Origin of the sequence: Gramella sp. KN1008 (assembly GCF_004332155.1) — a bacterium.
In the GTDB taxonomy this organism is placed as follows: domain Bacteria; phylum Bacteroidota; class Bacteroidia; order Flavobacteriales; family Flavobacteriaceae; genus Christiangramia.
In genome coordinates this window covers 16,237-39,770 of record NZ_SJDV01000005.1, presented here as the reverse complement: position 1 = coordinate 39,770, position 23,534 = coordinate 16,237, and the positions used below count along the sequence as shown (strand labels likewise).

The following is a 23,534-nucleotide window of genomic DNA, read 5'->3' as shown; positions in this document are numbered from 1 at the left end:
TTCTGAAACAGGCTTAATGAGTAGCAGCTATTTCGTTGTTGTCATTATTTGCAGCAGGGTTTTTCAACCTTACTAATTGTAAATAGTCATTATTTTTGGCACATACTACAAACTTCCCTGTAGGGGTATTGAGTATAGCCATATCCTTTACATCTCCCGGAACAAAGAAGCCACTCTCTCTTGCTTTCACAGCTTTGAAATCTCCTTTCCCGTTTCCTTCAAGTAAAAGTCCAATACCGGCATCAGCCCGGGGAGTTTCTACTTCTGAAGCATATAGGTTTCCGGCTATCAAAGCGTCCAGGTTTCCATCATTATTAAAATCTTCCACTAAAATCTGATTGATATTGGATATTTGAGCTTCCACAGGCAGACGGTGAATTTTAAATCCATCTTCCCTGTTTTCTATATAAATACTGGCGAATGACTTCACCTGATAGTGAAGCGCGTTTTCCAGGTAATCTGTGGTATAGATCTCTTCCAGATTTGCATTGGCGAAGGAATTATAGTCTTCAAACTTCTTTTTAATTCCAGGCATTTGTTGAGAAGAACATTCCCTACCTCTTACAGGAAATTTCTCACCATCATTAAAATAGCTCAGAACGATATCTTTTGTATTGTTCCGGTCAAAATCTGAATAGTAAATATCAAAACTGGCATCTTCACTAGCCTTATATTTATAATTGAGGCCTAAGTTTCCGGCAATGAAATCCATATCCCCATCATTATCAAAGTCTCCTTGCTGAATACTAAACCACCAACCTGTAGTATCGCCAAGTCCCAGCTGTTTTGAAACATCTATAAAATCTCCGCGATCGTTTTTAAATACTTTCAGAGGCATCCACTCCCCGGCAATCACCAGATCGGTCCAACCATCATTATCAAAGTCGGCCCAGCTGGCGCTAGTTACCAATCCAAGTTTTTCAAAATCAGGAGCTAATTTCGCTGTTACATCCACAAACTTGGGTTGTCCCTTTTCAGATTGATTCTCCAGCAGATAACTATTAGCGGGAGCGGGATAATTCCCGGGTACCAGTCTTCCTCCTACAAAAAGATCCAGATCACCATCTTTATCATAGTCGTTTGCATAAACTCGTGATCCACTGGTAATCATTCTTGGCAACGCAGAATTCGATTTAACAAAATCTCCTCCTTCGTTGATATACAGCCTGTCCTGTAACATTTCTGAATCTTTATCGAATTCATTTCCTCCACTCACTACATAGAGATCGTTATCTCCATCATTATCAGCGTCAAAAATCAGTGCTCCCAGGTCCTCATATTTGTTATCATTGTATATAGCATCAAACTCTTTCTTCTCAAAACCACCGCTCCCGGTTTGATAATAAATTCCAGGACGATATTGCGAAGCTGCACCAATAAATAGATCTTCCAGGCCGTCTCCATTCAGATCACCAGTAGCCATTCCCGGGCCAAACATGGAAGTCTTGTGTGGAAGAAGTATTTCCTTTTCAAAATCGTCATAGCTGTTCTCGGTATGCTTATAATTAAGGTTCAGTGAATCTGAAGCTACAGTTAGGAACAACTTTTCCGGAGAGTTATCAGATGAAGGAGCAAGAGGTTCTTCTGAATTCGAATAATCAACAACTAAATGCTGGTTAGCCGAAACATCTTTCAATATCTGTACTTTCTTATCTGGCCAGACTACTTTTACCTCTTCGATCTTATCACTGCTACCCACCCCGAAATGAAGTTTTGGCTCTACGGAAGATTGAAAACCACGAGTTAGACTGAGTTCCTGCATTTGGGATCTTGATCCATTTTTAAGATAAACACGGGTTCCCAGTCCAAATTTATTTTTCTCAGGTCCCTTGAGACCAATAGTTAAATAACTATTATTATCAGAATTATTATTCTTAAATACAGAAGCTTTATCATCTATATTATTAGTTACGATCTCCAGATCACCATCATTATCCAAATCTACATACACAGCACCATTGGAAAATCCTTCATAAACAATACCCCATTTGGTATTGGCCTTTTCAAAGGTCATATCTCCCTTATTCCTATACACAAAATTATCTACCTTTTCAGATGGAATATCGAGCGACCTTTCCAATAGACTATCGTTCTGAACAGGTTTCTTTTTAAGCTTATTGAAATAATCCTTATTGTTAATTTCTCGTCGCGTACCATTGGATATAAATATATCCTTCCAGCCGTCATTATCCAGATCAGCAAATAATGGAGCCCAGCTCCAGTCTGTAGCCTGCACACCGGCCAGATTTGCAGTATTACTGAAATGCGGAGTATCCCCATGCAGATTTCCTGCATTGGTCTGCAGAGAGTTATACATATACTGGTAATGGAAACCAGCGTTAACGGTACTCCAGAAAATTGCGGGATTCATACTTGCCATATTCGCTTTTGCACGGCGATTATCTTTAGCCGCCATATCCATTTGAAGGATATCCAGAAGGCCATCATTATTATAGTCGGCAATATCAACTCCCATCCCGTAGAAGGAAGTCTGTTCGGTAGCTGTCTTCAGTACATTGGTAAATGTCCCATCCTGATTGTTCAGGTACATATAATCGGGGGTACTAAAATCATTGGAAACATAAATATCGGGCCATCCGTCTTCATTCAAGTCGCCCACAGTGGCGCTTAAGGAAAGACCGAAGGACCTTACTCCAGCTTCATTGGTAACTTTCGTAAAACGTCCCTGATCATTTCTATATAGATTATCGGTTTCTATATCTTTAACATTGTTTGTTTTAAAAAGGTAATAATTGTTAGGAGCATCAAAACGTGTTGGAGGATAGTTAGCTACGTAGAGATCCAGATCACCATCCATATCATAATCAAAGAAGGTAGACTGAACACTATGTCCTTTATCTGCAATACCATATTCTTCTGCCTTTTCAGTAAAGGTGCCATCTCCGTTATTCACATATAACAAATTGTCCCGGGGTTCAAATTTTCCAGAGGCTGATACATATATATCGAGATAACCATCTTCATTGATATCAACCATGGTAACACCGGTAAACCATCTGCTATCACCACTAACTCCGGCCTGTTCGGAAATATCTTTAAATTTTAAATCACCCTGGTTAAGATACAGGCGATTGGGTACCATATTACCCACAAAGAACAGATCTGTTAACCCATCGTTGTTAATATCCCCGGCAGCAACTCCTCCACCCATATAGAGGTACGAGTAACTAAAATAATTCAGACTATCGTTCTCTGTTAAATCATTCTGAAATTCAATACCCGTATCTTCTGAAGATAACCGGGTAAAATTTTTAATATTCTGTCCTGTATCATCAGGATCCGATGAACACGAACTAAGTAAAGAAATTGTGCAACCCAAAAGCAACACAAATAAATTCGCTGTTTTCATTTTCGACATTTGCCTTTTCATAAATTCTGGTAGGGGATTGATTCTTAAAACTGTTTGATATAAAGTTTAAGAGCCCGCCTTAATAAGTCTTCACCTATTTTAGACAAGCCCTTAAACATTTAATTATTCTATTTATTTCTATAAAATATACAAGCTTATGTTGTATAACTTATTTGATTCAAGTAATTCTAGTATTGTGGGTTTTGCTCTAAAACATTCCCCGAAAGATCTATTGCCGTAGTTGGTATAGGCATTATAACCATATACTCCTTGAACGGGGATACTTTAGGACCAAAATTTGGAATGGTTTCCGTTTCATTAGCAACATACTCATCAATCGTATTTTTCATGAATGTAGGTCCCCAACGAGCAAGATCAAAATATCTGTGCCCTTCCATGGCAAGCTCCAGTCTTCTCTCAAATCTAACCGCCTTTAAAGCAAATTCCTTATCAGGGAAAGAATCATAAGGCTCAATGTTATAGTTAGCAGCTGGCGATCCATCTTCAGCCTGTACGTATGATGAATTTTTTGCTCTTTCTCTTACCTGATTTACATAATCAAGGGCAGTATCCAGATCATCCAGTTCTACCGCAGCCTCAGCGGCCATTAATAAAACGCCTGCAAATCTCATCACATTGTAATTGATACCTGAATGTTGCTGACCCCAGGAACCGGTTCCCATATTAACCTCCTCACCCGCATAATATACATTCTTTTTAGGCAGGTAAGGTCCCGAAAGATCTGAAAAGCTATTACGAACCCAGGCTTTACCAGGATTTATTCCGTAACCGTTATAATCTATACCACGTCTCCCTACGGTGTAATCTAAACGCGGATCAAGCGGACCCGTCTCCGGTGTAAAATCAGTAGGTATGGGATCTCCATTTGCATCTTCTAAAACATTCCCATCACCATCAGTTTTATAGGAGTTTAAACCATAGTCATTAACCACATCGGTATCACTGTAGTTATCCAACAGCGGTAATCCATCTGCACCGGTTTTGTATGCATTCACAAGGTCCTGAGTTGGAACATAGAACCCACAACACCAGCCAAGAACATTAGATTCATTTGGAAAATTTAATGTCCCGCCAACATTCCCGTTATAGGAAAGACCATCATCCGCGGCAAACTGGATAGCAAAAACAGATTCTTTACTGTTTTCTCCTCCCGCTCTAAAATTGGACACAAACTCCTCATTCAGGCCATAAGGTCCATTTTGGATAACATCCTGTAAGATATCATAGGCCTCCTGCCATTTTTCCTGGAAAAGATAAGTCTTTCCTAAAAAGGCCTTGGCTGTCCAGGAGGTCGGTCTTCCGGCATCATCCTGAGTATCCGGAAGGTTCTCTATGGCAAATTTCTGATCAGCTTCAATCTGTTCCCATATAGGACCCGGATTAGGCTGATTAAATTCACTATTGGCGTAATTCTCAGCCGAAATAAAAGCTGGATTTCCATATATCTTTTGAAGTTCAAAGTTCAGATATCCTCTAATAAATCGTACTTCAGCTAATTTCTCACTAAAATCTTCACCTTCAATACCTTCAATCACAGTTATCACGGCATTAGCCCGGTTCACACCACCATATAAGGCCTCCCATTTTCCCAGTATATAGGGATTAGCAGGTGTGAAGGTATAAGTTTCAAGATTATACAAATCTGCCTGGTCACCATCTGTACTACCCTTATGAGCGTCATCTGACATTACATCAAACCACCAGTTATCGGGACTCACAGAAAACTGATTCCCCCCATTATTATTTACGGCTCCGGTTAGCGCAGAATAAGCTCCGGTTAACAAAAGATCTACTCCCTCAGCATTCTGTAAGGCCTGATCACTCAGAGCTCCTACCGCCGGGTTTTCTGTAAACTCCTCACTACATGCTATAAAAGCAAAAATAGGCAGGATATAATAAAATATTTTCTTTCTCATTATTACTATAGTTTAATATTAACACCTAATGTATATAACTGTGATACTGGATAGACAGTTAAAAGACCGCCACCAGCAACATTACCATCCACTCCTAAGGTAAGGCTATCAAAGGAACCTATCTCAGGATCAAGGCCATCATAACCGGTAATAGTGAACAAGTTAGTTCCCTGAACATAAATACGCAAATCCTGAACTCTTAATTTATCTATTATATTATCAGCAAAATTATAACCTATCTGAAGGTTCTTTAATCTTAAATAAGAACCATCTTCTACAAAATAAGAGTTAGGGTTGGTTTCATTATTACGAATGGTTGCACTTAGAGCCGGTAACGCAGCATCCGGATTATCCGGTGTAAAGGAATCTAAGACTCTCGTACTTCTGTTTGCATTAAAGAAAAGTGGAAAATCTGTAAACACTTTTTGATAATTATAAATATCATTCCCCTGTGAACCTGAGAAGAAGGCAGACATATCAAAACCTTTATACTCAGCTGTAAGATTCAAACCATAGGTGAAATCGGGATGAGGAGATCCAATTTCAGTTCTATCATTATCGTTAATCACTCCGTCATTATTTACATCGGCATACTGGAATCGGCCTACACCTTCAGCCGGCGTGGCAAAGCCCTGATCTGCCGCTGCAGAAACCTCAGCCTCTGAAGCAAAGATCCCGATAACCTTTCTCCCGTAAAAATAAGATAATGGCTGACCTACAGAAGTCCTGGTTATGGCTCCACCTCTGAAACCTGTATTACCGGTTTGAAATTCACTGATAAGATCGGTAACCTCATTCTTATAATGTGATATATTGAGATTGATACCATATTGAAAATCGGAAGTAGCTTCACTCTGATAACCAAGACTGAAATCTACACCCGTATTTTGGATGGATCCCAAATTCACAAGAGGCGCCTGGGCATCAATAGCCGTAGTACTAATTAAACTATTGTCCCTTGTAATAAGGTCTTTGGTAGTGATTTCATATACTTCTATACTGGCATCCAGCCTGTCATCAAACATCCCGACATTCAAACCGATGTTTTTGGTTACACTGGTCTCCCATTTCAGATTTGGATTCGCCACCTGGGTAAGAATAGCCCCTGTGGTAGGCGTACCACTACCATTAAAAGGATAATTACCATACTGCTCACTCAAACTCGAAATATTAATTGTCGGGTTCTCTGCGGGCAGGGTCTGGTTACCTAACTCCCCCCAGGAAGCCTTTAGTTTTAGCCTGTTCACAAGTGCGTCTGTAGGATAAAAATCTTCATTACTTATCACCCATCCTGCACTAAATGACGGAAATATATCACTCTTGTTATCTCCACGAAATCTTGAAGATTCATCCCTTCTAACCGTTGCGGACAAATAATATTTACCAGCAAAATTATAATTGGCCGTACCAAAAAGTGAATATAATGTGGAAGTGCCATCGTAAGCATAATCAACAACCGGTGTTCCGGACCCATTGCTTAGTAGATAAAAGTCTGGAGTTTCGAATAAATAATCGTTCCTGTTTATTCCTTTTCCTTTTCCTCTTTGAGAAAGAGCCTCCATACCGGCAACTGCGTTAATGCTGTGTTCTCCAAAATTATCATTATAATTTACGGTGTTAGTCCAGATCCATTCATAATTAGTTGCATCCTGTTCGGTAAGGGTGTTTGTAGTACGAGGTTCCGAATGTTCAGGGTTCTTAGGAAGAAAGAACCTCCCGTCATAAGTATTGATATCGGCACCAATCGAAGTTTTGATATTGAAATGATCAAATACTTCAAGAGATGCGTAGACATCCCCGAATAAACGAAGAGATTTGCTGTAATTATCTGAAGCCCTCTCCAGAATGGCCACCGGGTTTTCAGGATTACTTAATCCTGCAGCCGCATTATAAGCCCCGGTATAATTACCATTATCATCACGTACCGGTAACAGCGGGGAAGCTCTTAAGGCAAAATTGATCTGGTTATTGGCACGGGTATTACTAAAAGAAACATTAAGATGCTCTCCAACTCTTAGCTTATCTCCTATTTTAAATTCTGAGTTTAACCTGGTGGTAGCCCTCTTATATCCGGTCTCCAACTGGATACCTTCCCTGTCAAGATAGTTTACAGATAATAGGTATTTACCATGTTCATTCCCATTCTCCATACTTAAAGAAGTGTTGTAGGTCAATCCATTACGGAATATCTCGTCAAGCCAGTTAGTACCGCCTTGAGGGACAGTAACATCTACCGGCACACCTCTAATCATATCCGGCACTACTGGGTCCGGCCCTTGTCCATATTGTGGATGATCAAGAACAGCACCATCATTTCGCCAACTCTGGAAAATCATTTCTCCATGTTGCTGGGGATTTAAAAGATCTGGCAGGTTGGCAGCTCGAGCGAAGCCTACATATCCGTCCAAAGAGATACGTGGTCCGGCCATGCTATAACCACCACCTTTAGTAGTAATGATAACAACACCGTTTGATGCTCTTGCACCATAAATAGCCGCAGCTCCATCCTTCAGAACGTTCATCTGGGCGATATCATTAGAATTTATACTATTCAGAATAGAAGGATCATCAGTTTGAACACCATCTATTATATAAAGCGGGTTATTATTATTGCTGGTTCCAAATCCACGGATTCTCACTATTGGTGATGCACCCGGAGTTCCATCATTTTGAACTGTTACACCGGTCACCCTACCCTGGAGTGCTTCTGCAGCATTCACTATAGGAGCCTTGGTAGCTTCCTCAACGTCAACAGAGGCAACAGATCCAGTTACATCTCCACGAGTCTGCTGGGTATAACCCATTACTACAATTTCGTCAAGCTGGCTGGCATCCTCCTGAAGGGTAATATCAATCACCTGCTGATCTCCCACTACTATTTCCTGAGTTTTGTATCCTACATAACTAAAGACAAGCGTTTCACCCACAGGTGCTTCAAGACTATAATTTCCATCAAAGTCGGTTTGTGTCCCAACCGTAGTTCCTTTTACAAATACATTTACTCCTGGCAGAGGCACACCATTTTCATCGGTCACCATCCCTGAAATCGTTTCTTGTGCATAAATCTTTCCATCTGTAGCAGCATACACAGACTGACCACTTCCAACTGCAAAAAGCATGAAGGCCATGGAAAAATATAAGAGCATATTTTTCACATAACCCGGAGAGAAACCTACACGAGTAGTAGTAATTTTTACATCCATAATTAATTTAGTTTTAGTTTAGCTTAAATATATATAAATCTTAAAAAGACTTAAAAAAGTAGTGATGATTGAAATTTTTTGTTATAAAAAATCCAATAATACAAAAAATATTTACAAATCATTAATAATTAATATTTTACTTATTCACAGCTCACGTTAACAAATAGCTGGGACTTCCCGATAATTTCCGGTTCAGTCTATCCAAAAAGCAAATCATCCTCTTCCCAATAAAGACGCCCTATCACATCTTTTTTTTTATTAAGAAAGAGGCTACTCTTCAGTATTTTCATCAAATAAAGCTGCAGGACCTAACAGAGAAACATGAGGCATTTCGGAGGGAAGTATTTTAATATTTTCCAAAACCCTCTTAAAAGGAAAAGTATCCAGGCTCTCCATAAGAGCAGCCTCAAAAAATACATAAGCTTTACTTATAGAGCCACCCAGTATAATAGCTTCCGGAGCCAGAATATAAAGGATCATCTTAAGGCTCTCCCCAAGATGCGCTCCAAATTCATTGAATGCCTTTAGGGCTTCAGGATCGTCCTGCTGGGCTTTGAGAAACAATTGACGACCCTCTTCCTGGTAATGGGATTTAAAGAATTTACTACTACAGTAATCTTCAATGGTCTTATCCAGATAAGGAATATTAGCTAATTCACCTGCTCCCGAAAGTACACCGGAATAAAGTTCATTATTTATAATAATCCCGGTACCATAACCCGTACCTAAAGAAACACCAACAAAATTATCATACTCCCTCCCCTTGCCATATTTATTTTCACCAAGCGAAAAGGAATTTGCATCATTTACAATTTTTACCGGTTTCCCAAAATGATCTTCCAGGTGATCTTTTAAGAAAACCTCTTTCCAGGATGGAATATTCCATAAATCATACACAATCCCTTTCTTCACATCTACCAGCCCCGGAACTCCAATTCCGATTGCCTTAAAATCATCTCCGGCTAAAGTTTCAACAGCCTCTATTATTTCTTTTATAATCTGATCTTCCGGCGCATTAGCGGAAGTTGGTATTTCCAAATCACGCATTACCCGGCCACCCTGTATAGCACCAATATGGATCTTGGTGGCCCCTATATCCATACCTATTATAGTTTTTTTCATAAATGATAACCGATAGAAGCCTTATTACTTCACTTTGAATAAGAATCGTTAGAAATTTCCTTTATCACGATGTTTCGCCAGTAGACTTTAATTCCTCCGCCTGAATGAATTTGAAGGGCGATCTTTCCATTGGCATCTCCAATCTTTTCATCCTGCAACTCTACCATCTCCACTCCATTTAACCAGGTTGTAACGACATCTTCCACTACTCTTATCTTCAACCTGTTCCATTCTCCAAATTTCAAGACATCATCTTTGGAAGATTCGGGCTTTTTTAACCAGCCACGACCATAGGATTCATAAATCCCTCCAGTGTCATGACCGGGAGGAGCCACTTCTACCTGCCACCCCGTAATTTTTGTGCCTTCAATATCTGAACGAAAAAAGACACCACTGTTACCATTTGCTTTTTGCAGGAACTCCAGCTCTATTTCAAAATTCTTAAAACTATCCTCTGTCGCCAGATATCCATATTCTTCATCAGGACCGCTTTCCCCTACCAACAAACCATCTTCAACATACCACTTTTCGGTCCCATATATCTCCCACCCATCGAGATTGTTCTCGTTAAATAATTCTTTTCCAGCGTTACATCCTAACTGAAGGAAAACTCCCATCAAAACAAAAAATCTAATTAATATTCTCATTATTTACAGTGAATTAATTTTTTTCTTATCCTTGTATCCACACCATGATTACCCTATATAACCGCCAGAAAAATGGTCGCGGCACCACCTTGTAAACCTCCTGTAGAATATACACCGGCCAGTCCTGTTTTTTTTAAAGTAGAGGACAATTTTTCATTTACAAGATAATAATTTTGCCTAATGTACAAAATTTTATCTATTTTTTTAGATTAAAAACAATACTTGCGTAAAAATATTTAAGAAGACATAATTCGGAGGAGATTAAAGACTGAAAAGTAAACTCCCAATACCGACTGCGAAAAGTTACCAGTTCGTAAAGCCGGAAAAGGATTGCTGATTGGAATTCAACATGTTTTTAGCTTCCAAGACCTCCTCTACAGGATACTTACAGGTTTTATTCTGACACACATATATAAGTGTGGAGCCAGGAACCAGCTTACCTTCAAGCAACGGAAGATTTTCTGCTGTTCCTCCCATAAATAAAGCGGTAGGGAAATATTCGCTTTGAAGTAAGATATTTTTTTCAATCGCCTTCTCCCCCAAAATAGCTACTTCATAAATACCATATGCCTTATATCCCCATAATTTGGTCCAGTTAGCATAATGCGAAGGCTGTTTCTTAACCCGATTCAAAACTTTTGTAAGCATTCTTTCACTCCTTTCAGAGTATTTCTTATCCATGGTCAATTCACCGAGCAAAAACAGGTTTAAAGCCATTACCGAATTAGATGAGGGTAATACATTGTCGTCTATTTCAAATTGCCTTGTGATTAATTGATCTGCATTATCTGAGGTGTAGAAAAACATCCCTGAACTATCATCCTCAAAATGGGTAATGGCATAATCTGTAATATTTTTAGCAGTAGTAAGCCATTTTTTATCAAAATTAATTTGATAAAGGTTAATCAAAGCGTTTCCTAAATAACTATAATCATCCAAAAAGGCCGCTTTACCCTTTTCACCGTCCATATAGCTCCTCTTAAGACCATGTTCAGGATCGCCTAGATTACTAATTAAAAAACCCGCGGTATTTTCTGCTCTTTTTAGATAACGCTCATCTTTCAAGGCAGTAAAAGCATCAATATATGCCTGTATCATAAGGGCATTCCAGGAGGTAATTATCTTATTATCCGTACTCGGTCTTTTTCTATTATTACGATAGGTAAAGAGTTTTTGTTTTGCCCGGGACAATATATTGTTTAGCTCAGATAGATCCAGAGCCCTTTCATCTGCATACTCCTTTAAATCGTAATTGCGATAGAGAATATTCTTTCCATTCTCCCAGTTACCGTAAGATTCAATATTATAGTAATCCAGAATCAGATCGGCTTCCTTTGAGCTTAAAACATCGTTTATTTCCTGAGTTGTCCACACATAATATTCACCCTCTTCCCCGTCGCTATCGGCGTTAATAGAAGAGTAATAACCTCCTTCTCCATTTGAAAGCTCTCTCTCCACAAAATCCAGGCTTTCTCTTATAATACTCGCATATTCCTTTTTCCCTGTAAGCTTGTACGCCCGGGCATACAAACTTATTAATTGAGCATTATCGTAAAGCATTTTTTCGAAATGAGGAACTAACCATTTTGAATCTGTGGTATATCGTGCAAATCCACCTCCCAAATGATCATAAATCCCGCCTTCGCCCATATTCCCCAGGGTAGCTTCCACAAATTCCAGGACTTCCTGATCCCCTGTTAAATAGTAATACTGAAGAAGAGCATCCCAGGAGACAGGAAGAGGGAATTTCTGTTCAGATTTATACCCTCCTCTATAGGTGTCAAATTCCTCTTTCCAGGGCTGGATCAGGTTTAAATAATTTTCCTTCGAGCTTAATTCTGAACTGTCGCTTTGAAGACTGTCAAGCGAATTACCTTCACGTATTCCTTTAGCTAAAGCATCGGCCGTTCTCACCAGTTCTTCTTTATCTTCATTATAGGTTTGAGCTACCTGCTTCAACAATTTTATCCACTGGTCTTTCGGGAAATAGGTTCCGGCAAAAAAAGGCCTTCCATCTGGCAAGGCTATAACATTTAAAGGCCAGCCCCCGCTTCCATTTAACAACTGGGCTGCATCCATATAAATTTTATCAATATCAGGTCTTTCCTCACGGTCCACCTTTATGGAAATAAAATTCTTATTCATAACAGCAGCCACCGCAGTATCCATAAAGCTCTCCTCTTCCATCACATGACACCAATGACAGGCCGAATAACCAACGCTTACCACTATTGGTTTATTTTCTTCTCTGGCGCGCCTCAAAGCCTCCTCACCCCACTCATACCAGTCAACCGGATTATCAGCATGCCCCTTTAAATATGGATTACTTGCTTTAGAAAGACGGTTTTTAAATCCTTCTGAAGATTCAGACTTCTCCTCTGAATTACATGAAATCAAAAAAACACCCATGAGAAAAAGAAATGCCCCTCTTAAAAACATATGATAGATTTACTCCTAATTTGAGCTACAATATACAGTTTTAAGAAAACAATTTCTCAAAAGATATAAGACCTGGAAAAAGAAAAACATTCATAGGCTGACCGGTTTATAAACTATGTAAAAAACTACCGAAAACGACCAGCATAATATGGAGGGAATCTTTCGCTAAACCAGAAATGAAAAACAAAAAAAAGGCTTCCATTTCTGGAAGCCTTTTTTCAAAATTATGTGGGCGCGAAGGGATTCGAACCCCTGACCCCTTGGGTGTAAACCAAGTGCTCTGAACCAACTGAGCTACGCGCCCTTGCGTGATTGCGGATGCAAATATAGACTACATTTTCAATTACACAAAACAATTCCAGAAAAAAATAAATTTATTTTCTCCCCTTAAAAAACACCATAAAAAAGAGGCAATCTAAACGACTGAAAATCATATTAAATTATCTTTTGGCTAAAACAAATTTAACATTGAGACAAATATGAAAGTTCATACATGTGTCACCTGATCTTTTAAAAGTCCTCCAGACTGCCTCCTAAACCATTTAGTTATTTCATTAGTTCCGGCACATTGCGATATACATAATCTGCATGCCAGCCCGTAAATAATTTATTCATACCTTCCATGAAAGTGTTCCTTTCGTTCTCGTCTTTCCATGACGCTGATAACAATTCATCCTGTTCCTCGAAAAATTCTTCAATTTCACCCAGTTTATCAAAAACGAATACTTCCGCAAATTCCCTGCTATTAGAACCCCATAAATGTCTATGAGTGTAGTAACCTTTTAATTTCTTGCTTTTCTTGGTTACTTTTTCAAAATATTGCTTGAAATTTTCTGGAGAGCCCTCTCCATTCATAGCAAGCTCACTGGTTCTTACATAGTATATCCTGGGTTCTGTAGAAGCCTCTGCGGTAGGAATCATATATTGAACAGACTGGTATATCTCATCATTATGATGCGGTGCATAATAACTGCTCTGTTTATCAAAAAATGCCCGTCTTTCTTCCTCATTAGGCCAGGCTTCTTCGATTAACTTCTGGTTAATCTCACCAGCTTTTTCTATATCGGCCCAGGTTCTATATACATTAACCAGAACTATTTCAGAATTATCTGCCGTAAAATAATGAGTATAGACCCCGGAGTTAAGGATGAGATCATTTTTCATTGTTATATTTTCAAAATACTTCTTTTCCGTTTCCAGCCAATCTGAAAAATCGGTATCAGGATCACCACTCCAATGATTGGTAGTCATGGTAATATAAACAGGCTCATAGGCCTCTTCCTGTGATTGTTGATTTTCTTCCTGAGCATTTACTACTCCGAACAGAGAAATAATAAAGCTGAAGACTAAAAGTTTTGCAATTGTTTTCATTTTAGTTGGTTTTTTAGTTAATGAAAAATCATAGCCAAAATAGCTGACTCATAATGTTGGGGAATAGCAAGGGGTAAAATCAAAAGAAAGGGGAGGCAACTGAAAGAATCTCGTTTTCAGAGCTTTATAAAGATAAGTGAATTTTTTAATCTAGGAAATAAGTAGAGCTTTTTTCGCTCACAAAACCTCAGCAACAGTAAAATTACTGCCACCAATAAAGATAAGATCCTCATCCAGAGCCTCCTCCTCAGCGGCTAAAAAAGCGTCACTCACCGTAGAATAAATCCTGCCCTCAAGACCGAATTTCGCCGCCTCTTCCTGCAATATTTGGGCGTCAAGACCTCTGGGCACTTCAGGTTTTGCAAAATAGAAATAGGCATCTTTAGGAAAAAGAGGAAGTATCGTGGTCAGGTCTTTGTCGTTTACTACTCCTAAAACAATATGTAAATGCTGAAATTCCTCTTTTTTAAGTTGTTTCATAACAAGTTTAAGCCCCTCGGTATTATGGGCGGTATCACAGATGACTTTTGGCTTTTCCCTTATTACATCCCATCGGCCCTGCAGCCCTGTATGGAGCTTAACATTGTTCAGACCATTTATTACAGCTTCTTCAGGAACATTCCAACCATTTTCACCAAGCAGCTTAACACAGGTAAGAACAGTCCTTAAATTCTTCTTCTGGTACTCTCCTTTGAGATCGATATGATATTTAGGAAATTTATAATCCTGAGCGAAAAAAAGTTCCGCTTTCATACTTCTGGCGGTTTCTTCAAAAACAGGAGTAGTCTCCTTTTGTTTTTCTCCAATCACTACGGGCACCCCTTCTTTAATTATTCCGGCCTTTTCACCGGCGATCTGCGCAAGATTATCTCCCAGGTAAGCTGTATGATCCAGCCCAATATTAGTGATCACTGAAAGTTCAGGTCTTATTATATTCGTAGAATCAAGTCTCCCTCCCATCCCTACTTCAATAATAGCTATATCTACCTCTTCCCTTGCAAAATAATCGAAGGCCATACCAACGGTCATTTCAAAAAAGCTTAATCGGTTATATCCCAGAAAGGTCTGATTCTCCTCAATAAAGGAGATTACCTGTTCTTGCGGAATGACCACTCCGTTAATCCGGATTCTTTCTCTGAAATCTTTTAAATGTGGAGAAGTATAAAGACCTGTTTTATATCCCGCTGCCTGAAAGATAGAAGCGAGCATATGGCTTACAGAGCCCTTCCCGTTGGTCCCGGCGACATGTATGGCTCTGAATTTCTTTTCAGGATGCTCAAGATGCTCTGCCAGCTTAAGGGTATTGGAAAGATCTTTTTTAAAAGCATCTTTACCAATGCGCTGAAACATGGGCAACTGCTGAAACATCCAGTCAACAGTTTCTTTATAAGATTTCACTTATTCGGTAAGTTTGAAATTGTAAATGATCGTTCCAACCTGTCTGGAAGGAGCATTAGAGTCACTATTAAATCTTGTCGCCATAGCGGCTCTCCTGGCAGGATCTGTAAGACATGCGGCATTGTTTGTAGTTCCTTTCACCCCCGGAGTAGCATTTATAACCCTTCCTTCTCTGTTCACTTCAATACGAACAACCACAATTCCCGATTCATTACAATCCTGAACAAATTTTTCCTTATTCAGGGCTTTTCTCCCGCCAAGACGGTAATTACCATCACCATCAAGGCCAGCTCCCTGTCCATAATATGAACTTGCATTTGGATCGCCATCAGGGCTTCCCTTATCCCCTGCTACATTATCATTCCCTTCACCTCCGGTAGCGGTTCCTGATTTTTCCGGTCCGTTAAGTATACTGCTTAAAGCATCATTGGTAGATTTATCCGGTTTTGGTTCTGGTTTTTTTACAGGTTTGGGTTCTTCCTTTGGAGGTTCTGGTTGCTTCGTTTCTACCGGAGTGGGCTCCTTCTTCTTCTTTTCAATTACCGGGGCTTCCTCAATTTCCTGTGTAACCACCTCTTTTTCTATCACCGGCTCAGACTTCACAGGCTGAGCGGTACTCTGTTTAGGCGCAGATTTCACAGGTTCTTTGGGTTGCTCATTTCCCGAACCTACTTCAGAAGTCCCAAAATTGATCGCAATCCCGCTCTCTGGCGGTGGATCAAGATATGTAAGGCCGAAAAATATCAAAAGAAGTATCAGTATCACATGTAGTACCACCGTGATAGTAAAGGATTTCTTCTCATGTTTTGTTTCCAGCATCGACATATTACTCAGGTTTTACTGCCAGTACGATCTTGTATTTATTTCTATTGGCAATATCCATTACATTAACAGCCTTCTCAATTGGCACACCTTCTTCAGCCCTCAATATAATAGTCGGATTTTCCTCTCCTGCCAAACGGCTTTTCAGGGTACTTTCCAAAGCGCTGTTACTTACTCTTTCACTATTAATATAAAATTGAAGATCCTTGGTAATACTTACCGAAAGGGTTTGCTTGGTAGTAGTCTTTCCCTTTGCTTTTGGAAGTATAAGATCCAAAGCCTCCGGAGTGATCACCGGTGAGGTTAACATAAAAAAGATGAGCAGCAGGAATACCACATCTGTCATCGAGCTCATGCTAAACTCCGGACTTATTTTATTTCTTCCTCTTAAATTCATATTAAGCAGGTTCGTTTAGAAGGTCCAGGAAGTCAACTGCGGTTGCTTCCATTTGATGAACCATTTTATCGGTTTTCACCACCAGGTGGTTGTACCCGATGTAGGCTATAATACCTACTATCAAACCGGCAACGGTAGTAGTCATTGCAGTATAAATACCTTCAGCAAGGGCTCCCATCTGCGCCTGACCACTGCTTGTAGCCAGTTCATGGAATGCAAGCACCATACCAATTACAGTTCCAAGGAAACCAATCATAGGTGCTGCACCTGCAATAGTCGCAAGAATACTAACATTCTTTTCGAGTTTATAGACCTCAAGTCGGCCGGCATTCTCTATGGCGGTATTGATATCTTCCAGAGGACTTCCTATACGGGATATTCCTTTTTCGGTAAGCCTTGCCACCGGTGAATCACTTTGCGCACATCTTATTTTGGCCGATTCTATATTGCCATTAAGCACGCTATCCTTGATCTGAAGCATAAAGTTCTTATCTATCTTCCCGGCTGCCTTAATAGCAAAAAGCCTTTCAAAATAGATATAGACCGCGGCAAATAATAAAACAAAAAGGATAATAATAATGATCTGACCTCCAAGACCACCGCTGAACATGAGTTCGAATAATGACAGTGTCTTTTCCTCTACGACCGGCTCTGCTGCCTGAGCAGCATCAGCCACCTCGTCCTGCTGAAAAAAGTTAAGCATATGTTTTAAATAGGTTTTTTAATGTAACGTGCTAATGTGATTTTAATTGTAAACCAAATTTAAATAATCAGCAGGACGCTCATGGCAATATTTCAAGAATGTTTACACAAACTTTTAAACAAGTTGTTTTAGAGCAACTTCAAAAGCAGTTTTACTGATGTTCGTTTTACTGCTGTTATTATCAAAAGTATTCTGAATAGCGTTTTTAATTGTCATGGACGTATCATTGAAGATAGCTTCATCGGTCATCTGAACCCTTCTTTCCATAAAGTATGCAAACACCCTCGCCATCCCGCAGTTCGAAATAAAATCCGGGATCAGGCTTACACGTTCATCGGTATATTCCATGATAGGTCCAAAGAATATTTCCTTATCGGCAAACGGAACATTTGCCCCACAGGAAATCACTTCAAGTTTACGGTCTATAAGACTTGTGATCTGGTCTTTGGAAATAAGGCGGGAGGCAGCACAGGGTGCAAAGATCTCCGCATCAAGCTTCCATACTTTCTCATTGATATCTTCAAAAGGAATAATATCCTTATGACTAAGGGTATTTCCTTTCTTATTCAGGAACATTTCCTTTATTTCGTCAAAACTGAAGCCTTCTTCGTTTATGAGTCCGCCATCGTGATCAATGATACCCACGATCTTCACTCCCATTTGTGCGAGATAATAGGCAGCTGAAGAACCAACATTCCCAAAGCCCTGCACGATAGCTCTCTTTCCTTCTATCTCACCTCCATAGATCCTGTAATAATGATGAACCGCCTCGGCAACGCCATAACCGGTGATCATATCGGCAACAGTATATTTACGGGTGATATCAGGTGAAAAATTAGTATTCTCAAGAACCTTGATAACTCCCTGTCTAAGCTGACCGATCCTGTTGATCTTATCGGCTTCTGTAGGCCTGAAATGTCCGTTGAATACGCCTTCCTGTGGATGCCATACCCCACAATCTTCAGTAATCGGGATCACTTCGTTTATCTCATCTACATTAAGGTCTCCTCCTGTTCCATAATAACTTTTCAGTAGTGGAGAAACGGCTTTGTACCAACGCTCCAGAACTCCTTTTTTACGGGGATCGGCCGGATCAAAATTAATACCTGACTTAGCACCGCCAATAGGAGGGCCAGAAACGGTAAATTTAACCTCCATGGTCTTAGCCAGGGAAAGTACCTCATTCATATCCAGTCCCTGCCTCATTCTGGTTCCTCCTCCCGCAGCTCCGCCACGAAGAGAATTTATCACTGTCCAGCCTTCAGCTTCTGTCTCAGAATCTTTCCAGTTGAATACAATTTCAGGGTCTTTATTCTCGTATAATTTGAGTAATTCTTTCATTTTTGGAAAATTTTGAAGCAAATATAAAAAACAAAGGAGGCTATATTCCGAATTTGATAAAATTTTCAGGGCTCATAGATACGTCCGGAAGAATGATCCATTCGTGCCCCCGTAACCGAATGCAGGACATTTATTTCCCCTCTTAATTTAAGGACTCCCAGTAGCGCGAAGATCAGGGCTTCCTTGAAATCTATTAACTGTCTTTCAGGTACAATAAAGTCACACTTTGATCGGGACCTGACCTCTTCAATCAGAAAAGTATTAAAGGTTCCGCCACCAGTGAGTAAAACCTTTGATTGGGGGTCGTTATCAAGACACATGGCTATCTGCCTGGCAACATGAACGGAATACGTCTTTAGGATATTGGGGATTTCCAGATCCCTTTTTTCTATAAGTGGAATGATCTCACTATTCACCCACTCGATCCCAAGCGATTTTGGCGGCTTCTTTTTATAAAAGCCGAGTGAATCCAGAGTCTTCAATAGCTCTTCATCTACTTCTCCGGTCCTGGCAAGTTTTCCATCTTCATCATAATCCTTGTCCAGTTTCCTCATGAAATAGTTGAGCACGGTATTCACAGGACAGATATCATAGGCAATTCTCTCAGAACCATCCTCGAGAGAAACGTTGGCAAATCCTCCAAGATTAATGCAATACTTATATTCATTAAATAACAGCCTGTCCCCTATTGGCACCAGTGGTGCACCCTGGCCACCAAGTTCCACATCCTGAACACGGAAGTCACATACTACCGGAGCATTAATAAGGCTTGCAATTTTAGGCAGATTCCCTATTTGGAATGTCACACCCAGATCCGGGCGGTGTTTTACGGTATGACCATGGCTGCAAACAGCGTCTATAAGGTCTATGTCATATTTCTGAATAAAGCGCCGAATGACCTCTGCCAGGTAAACCGTGTATTCATTATCAAGTTTATTAAGGTCTTCGGGGTTCAGATCAATAGAACCCTCCAGTTTTTTCTGCCATTCACGGGAATACGGAAAGCTTTCCGCGACTATTATCCTGAAATCGGTATCATTTTGAAAATCGATCTCTGTCAAAACAAGATCAATTCCGTCAAGAGAGGTACCAGACATTACACCGATAACTCTGTAATTCATTTTTTTCATATTCGTAAAAATAAACAATATCAATTGAAAAATAGGTATCAAAAAGCTATCTTTGGCATCCAAAAATTAATTTTTTACAAATTTCTTTTCAGATGGATTTCACACTTACCGAAGAACATATAATGATACGCGATGCGGCCCGGGACTTCGCAAAGACCGAATTATTACCGGGAGTAATCGAAAGAGATGAAAAACAGGAATTTCCAAAGGAACTTATAAAGAAAATGGGAGATCTTGGTTTTCTTGGAATGATGGCATCGCCGGAATACGGTGGTGGTGGAATGGATACCGTTTCTTACGTACTGGCAATGGAAGAGCTCTCTAAGATAGACGCTTCAGCTTCAGTTATGGTATCTGTAAACAACTCCCTGGTTTGCTGGGGACTTGACACATTTGGAACTGAAGAGCAAAAGAAAAAATATCTTGCCAAACTTACTACCGGTGAAAAACTTGGAGCCTTCTGCCTTTCTGAACCCGAAGCAGGAAGTGATGCCACTTCTCAACGCACCACGGCGATAGACAAGGGAGATCATTATGTGCTAAATGGAACCAAGAACTGGATCACCAATGGAAGTTCAGCAGATTTCTATCTTGTGATCGCCCAGACCGATAAAGAGAAAAAACACAAGGGTATCAACGCCTTTATTGTAGAAAAAGGTTGGGAAGGTTTTGAAGTAGGTCCTAAAGAACAAAAACTCGGGATCAGAGGAAGTGACACACACTCCCTGAATTTCAACGATGTAAAGGTACCTAAAGAGAACAGAATAGGAGAAGACGGATTCGGATTCAAATTCGCGATGAAGACCCTTTCTGGTGGAAGAATCGGGATCGCTGCCCAGGCATTGGGAATCGCTTCAGGTGCTTATGAACTTGCTAAAACTTACTCTAAACAAAGAAAAGCGTTTGGAACTGAGATCTGCAATCACCAGGCGATCGCCTTTAAACTGGCAGATATGCATACACAAATCGAGGCAGCACGTCACCTTGTTATGAAAGCAGCCTGGGATAAGGACCAGGGACAGAACTACGACCTATCAGGTGCCATGGCCAAGCTTCACGCTTCGCAAACCGCAATGGATGTGACCATTGAAGCGGTACAGGTTCACGGAGGAAACGGCTATGTTAAGGAGTATCATGTGGAAAGACTGATGCGGGATGCCAAGATCACCCAGATCTATGAAGGAACCTCTGAAATTCAGAAGATCGTGATTTCCAGAAGTATACTTAAGGACTAGCTTCCGGGAAAATATAAAGCAAAAAGAGCAGCCAACTGGCTGCTCTTCCTTTTTTGGTTGGTTAATAATTATTCTGCAATAATCTTCGAAGTAAAGATCTCACGATCTGTGGTCATCCTAACAATATAGACCTGACCCGACCTTGTTTTAAAGTCAACGCTAAATGTAGACAATGACTCTGAGTTAACGGCCGTATCAAAATAGGTCCTCAACAAGCGTCCGTTCATATCAAAGACCTGAATGTTCACATCTGAAGTATAATCGAACAGATATCCAATATTCAACTCATTGCTGAATGGCACAGGTGCAATACTGAATAATGGGTCTGAAGATTCAGTCAAAGAGGTACTACTAATAGAAATTTTACTAGAGCTATCATCATCAATAGCTGGCAACATAGTTGCAAATCTCTTGTTTGGTTCATAGAACCCAGTTATTGCACTACTGATATTGTCTTCATTGATATTCGGGAATTCACTTGTACAGGCATCTACATGAGCAATCACATAGTAATCTCCGGTTAGAATAATATCGCTTATTGTATATTCAGTAACATATTCTGAAGGGAGACTTGGTGGATTTTCATTATACTGCCCAGGTGCTACAGTGAATTCGTAATTCTTACCTTTTTCCTTATACATAAATGGTTCTCCACCTACATAAAGATGAATGGTACTGAAATAATAATTTCCGGCAGCCTCAAACTTGGCACTAAGGGTGTTTCCATCTCTAGTCAAGGTAACGGTTCCTACAAAGGTTCCACCTTCACAATGAGCAGCTCCTTGATAAAGCTCAAGAGTATTAACATCCTGACCCGATCCACCTCCAAAAGAATAATAATTAGTCCAACCCCATCTATTCTCATTTGGGATGAGTGTTTCAGCATTAGGGACATCCTCAAAGCAGGTGGCTGCTCCATCATCATCCTTACCAAAAGCAGTTCCGCATTCAACACATTGTGGTTCTAACAGTGTAACTTCCACACTACCAAATTCACAGCCATTATCACTAACTGCGGTAATCAAGTAAACTCCAGCTTCCAAACCAGTAAAACCGCCTGAAGGATATTTTACATCATCATAACTTGCAAGAGGTACTTCCTCGTTATACACAGTATAATTCAAATCACCTAATGCAGCTGCATTAGTAATCTCAATAGTACCCAGGAATGTTGCACAATCTGGCTGCGTTACACTTGGAGTGAGGGTAACCACTGTGTCCTGAGGTTTTGTTATATTAACAGTAAATTCATCGCTTATACAACCATCTTCAGTATATTTTACTTCAAAAGTATAGGAACCAGGTTGAAGTGAAACAACTCCGGTATATAGTGTCCAACTTGTAAATACTGCCCCAGCGTCGTTTGCATCTTTATACCTATAATAAAACTGAGTGATCTCAGGATCGTCATACGAAAAAGCCGCAGAACCGTCTCCTCCAATACAATCAGCTAACTGGGTTTGGATTTGTGGTGCTACTGGTAAAGGAATTACCGTAATCGTAGCCGTACCAGAACATCCATTGGCATCTGTATAAGTGATCGTAGCCGTGCCTGCTTTAACACCTGTAGCAACACCATCATTATTAATGGTCGCTACACTTGTGTCATCAGACTGGTATGTTCCACTCGGACCAAAGTCTACCGTCGAGCCCACACATACCGATTTATTTGCCACTACAGGATTCGCATTAACCGTAATTGTAGCCGTACCAGAACATCCATTGGCATCTGTATAAGTGATCGTAGCCGTGCCTGCTTTAACACCTGTAGCAACACCATCATTATTAATGGTCGCTACACTTGTGTCATCAGACTGGTATGTTCCACTCGGACCAAAGTCTACCGTCGAGCCCACACATACCGATTTATTTGCCACTACAGGATTCGCATTAACTGTAATTGTAGCCGTACCAGAACATCCATTGGCATCTGTATAAGTGATCGTAGCCGTGCCTGCTTTAACACCTGTAGCAACACCATCATTATTAATGGTCGCTACACTTGTGTCATCAGACTGGTATGTTCCACTCGGACCAAAGTCTACCGTCGAGCCCACACATACCGATTTATTTGCCACTACAGGATTCGCATTAACTGTAATTGTAGCCGTACCAGAACATCCATTGGCATCTGTATAAGTGATCGTAGCCGTGCCTGCTTTAACACCTGTAGCAACACCATCATTATTAATGGTCGCTACACTTGTGTCATCAGACTGGTATGTTCCACTCGGACCAAAGTCTACCGTCGAGCCCACACATACCGATTTATTTGCCACTACAGGATTCGCATTAACCGTAATTGTAGCCGTACCAGAACATCCATTGGCATCTGTATAAGTGATCGTAGCCGTGCCTGCTTTAACACCTGTAGCAACACCATCATTATTAATGGTCGCTACACTCGTGTCATCAGACT

General features: G+C 40.2%; 15 protein-coding genes and 1 tRNA gene. 1 reads left to right on the top strand and 15 read right to left on the bottom strand.

The window, feature by feature from the left end; translation table 11 throughout:
- Positions 1-13: 13 nt before the first annotated feature.
- The 14 genes from EZJ28_RS10395 to EZJ28_RS10330 form a co-directional block, all read right to left on the bottom strand.
- A complete protein-coding gene (locus tag EZJ28_RS10395) occupies positions 14-3,370 on the bottom strand; it encodes a VCBS repeat-containing protein (protein ID WP_131397589.1) in 3,357 nt (1,118 codons plus the stop codon).
- A gap of 188 nt (positions 3,371-3,558) precedes the next feature.
- Positions 3,559-5,307: a RagB/SusD family nutrient uptake outer membrane protein gene (locus EZJ28_RS10390; protein WP_131397587.1), complete on the bottom strand. Its 1,749-nt coding sequence runs from the start codon at positions 5,305-5,307 to the stop codon at positions 3,559-3,561.
- A gap of 5 nt (positions 5,308-5,312) precedes the next feature.
- Entirely contained in the window at positions 5,313-8,510 is a 3,198-nt protein-coding gene (locus EZJ28_RS10385; protein WP_242670105.1) for a TonB-dependent receptor, read from the bottom strand.
- A gap of 270 nt (positions 8,511-8,780) precedes the next feature.
- The gene (locus EZJ28_RS10380) at positions 8,781-9,632 is read right to left on the bottom strand and encodes an ROK family protein (protein ID WP_131397585.1); all 852 of its coding nucleotides are present in this window, start codon (positions 9,630-9,632) and stop codon (positions 8,781-8,783) included.
- Between the two features lie 29 nt (positions 9,633-9,661).
- Positions 9,662-10,279 carry a DUF1080 domain-containing protein gene (locus EZJ28_RS10375; protein ID WP_131397583.1) on the bottom strand — a complete coding sequence of 206 codons (618 nt, stop codon included), beginning with the start codon at positions 10,277-10,279 and terminating at the stop codon, positions 9,662-9,664.
- Positions 10,280-10,582: 303 nt separating this feature from the next.
- Positions 10,583-12,718, bottom strand: coding sequence for a thioredoxin domain-containing protein (locus EZJ28_RS10370; protein ID WP_131397581.1), 2,136 nt, complete (start codon positions 12,716-12,718; stop codon positions 10,583-10,585).
- Positions 12,719-12,947: 229 nt separating this feature from the next.
- A tRNA-Val gene (locus tag EZJ28_RS10365) sits at positions 12,948-13,022 on the bottom strand.
- 242 nt (positions 13,023-13,264) lie between these two features.
- Positions 13,265-14,089 (bottom strand): hypothetical protein, encoded by an 825-nt coding sequence (locus EZJ28_RS10360; protein WP_131397579.1) that lies wholly within the window; start codon positions 14,087-14,089, stop codon positions 13,265-13,267.
- A 177-nt stretch (positions 14,090-14,266) separates the two neighbouring features.
- Positions 14,267-15,487 carry a folylpolyglutamate synthase/dihydrofolate synthase family protein gene (locus tag EZJ28_RS10355; protein WP_242670103.1) on the bottom strand — a complete coding sequence of 407 codons (1,221 nt, stop codon included), beginning with the start codon at positions 15,485-15,487 and terminating at the stop codon, positions 14,267-14,269.
- On the bottom strand, positions 15,488-16,312 hold the full coding sequence (locus tag EZJ28_RS10350) for an energy transducer TonB (RefSeq protein WP_131397577.1): 825 nt from the start codon (positions 16,310-16,312) through the stop codon (positions 15,488-15,490).
- A 1-nt stretch (position 16,313) separates the two neighbouring features.
- Positions 16,314-16,706 (bottom strand): biopolymer transporter ExbD, encoded by a 393-nt coding sequence (locus EZJ28_RS10345; protein WP_131397575.1) that lies wholly within the window; start codon positions 16,704-16,706, stop codon positions 16,314-16,316.
- A 1-nt stretch (position 16,707) separates the two neighbouring features.
- On the bottom strand, positions 16,708-17,409 hold the full coding sequence (locus EZJ28_RS10340) for a MotA/TolQ/ExbB proton channel family protein (protein ID WP_131397573.1): 702 nt from the start codon (positions 17,407-17,409) through the stop codon (positions 16,708-16,710).
- 114 nt (positions 17,410-17,523) lie between these two features.
- Complete coding sequence (locus EZJ28_RS10335; protein WP_131397571.1) at positions 17,524-18,750, bottom strand: Glu/Leu/Phe/Val dehydrogenase dimerization domain-containing protein; 1,227 nt, start codon at positions 18,748-18,750, stop codon at positions 17,524-17,526.
- Positions 18,751-18,815: 65 nt separating this feature from the next.
- Positions 18,816-19,871, bottom strand: a complete 1,056-nt coding sequence (locus EZJ28_RS10330) for an anhydro-N-acetylmuramic acid kinase (RefSeq protein WP_347562591.1) — start codon at positions 19,869-19,871, stop codon at positions 18,816-18,818.
- 101 nt (positions 19,872-19,972) lie between these two features.
- Here EZJ28_RS10330 and EZJ28_RS10325 point away from each other — a divergent pair, with 101 nt between their 5' ends.
- On the top strand, positions 19,973-21,115 hold the full coding sequence (locus EZJ28_RS10325; protein WP_131397567.1) for an acyl-CoA dehydrogenase: 1,143 nt from the start codon (positions 19,973-19,975) through the stop codon (positions 21,113-21,115).
- A gap of 68 nt (positions 21,116-21,183) precedes the next feature.
- Here the strand turns inward: EZJ28_RS10325 and EZJ28_RS10320 are convergent.
- Positions 21,184-23,534: T9SS type A sorting domain-containing protein (locus EZJ28_RS10320; RefSeq protein ID WP_207388457.1), on the bottom strand; the 2,351-nt coding region annotated here is incomplete at its 5' end.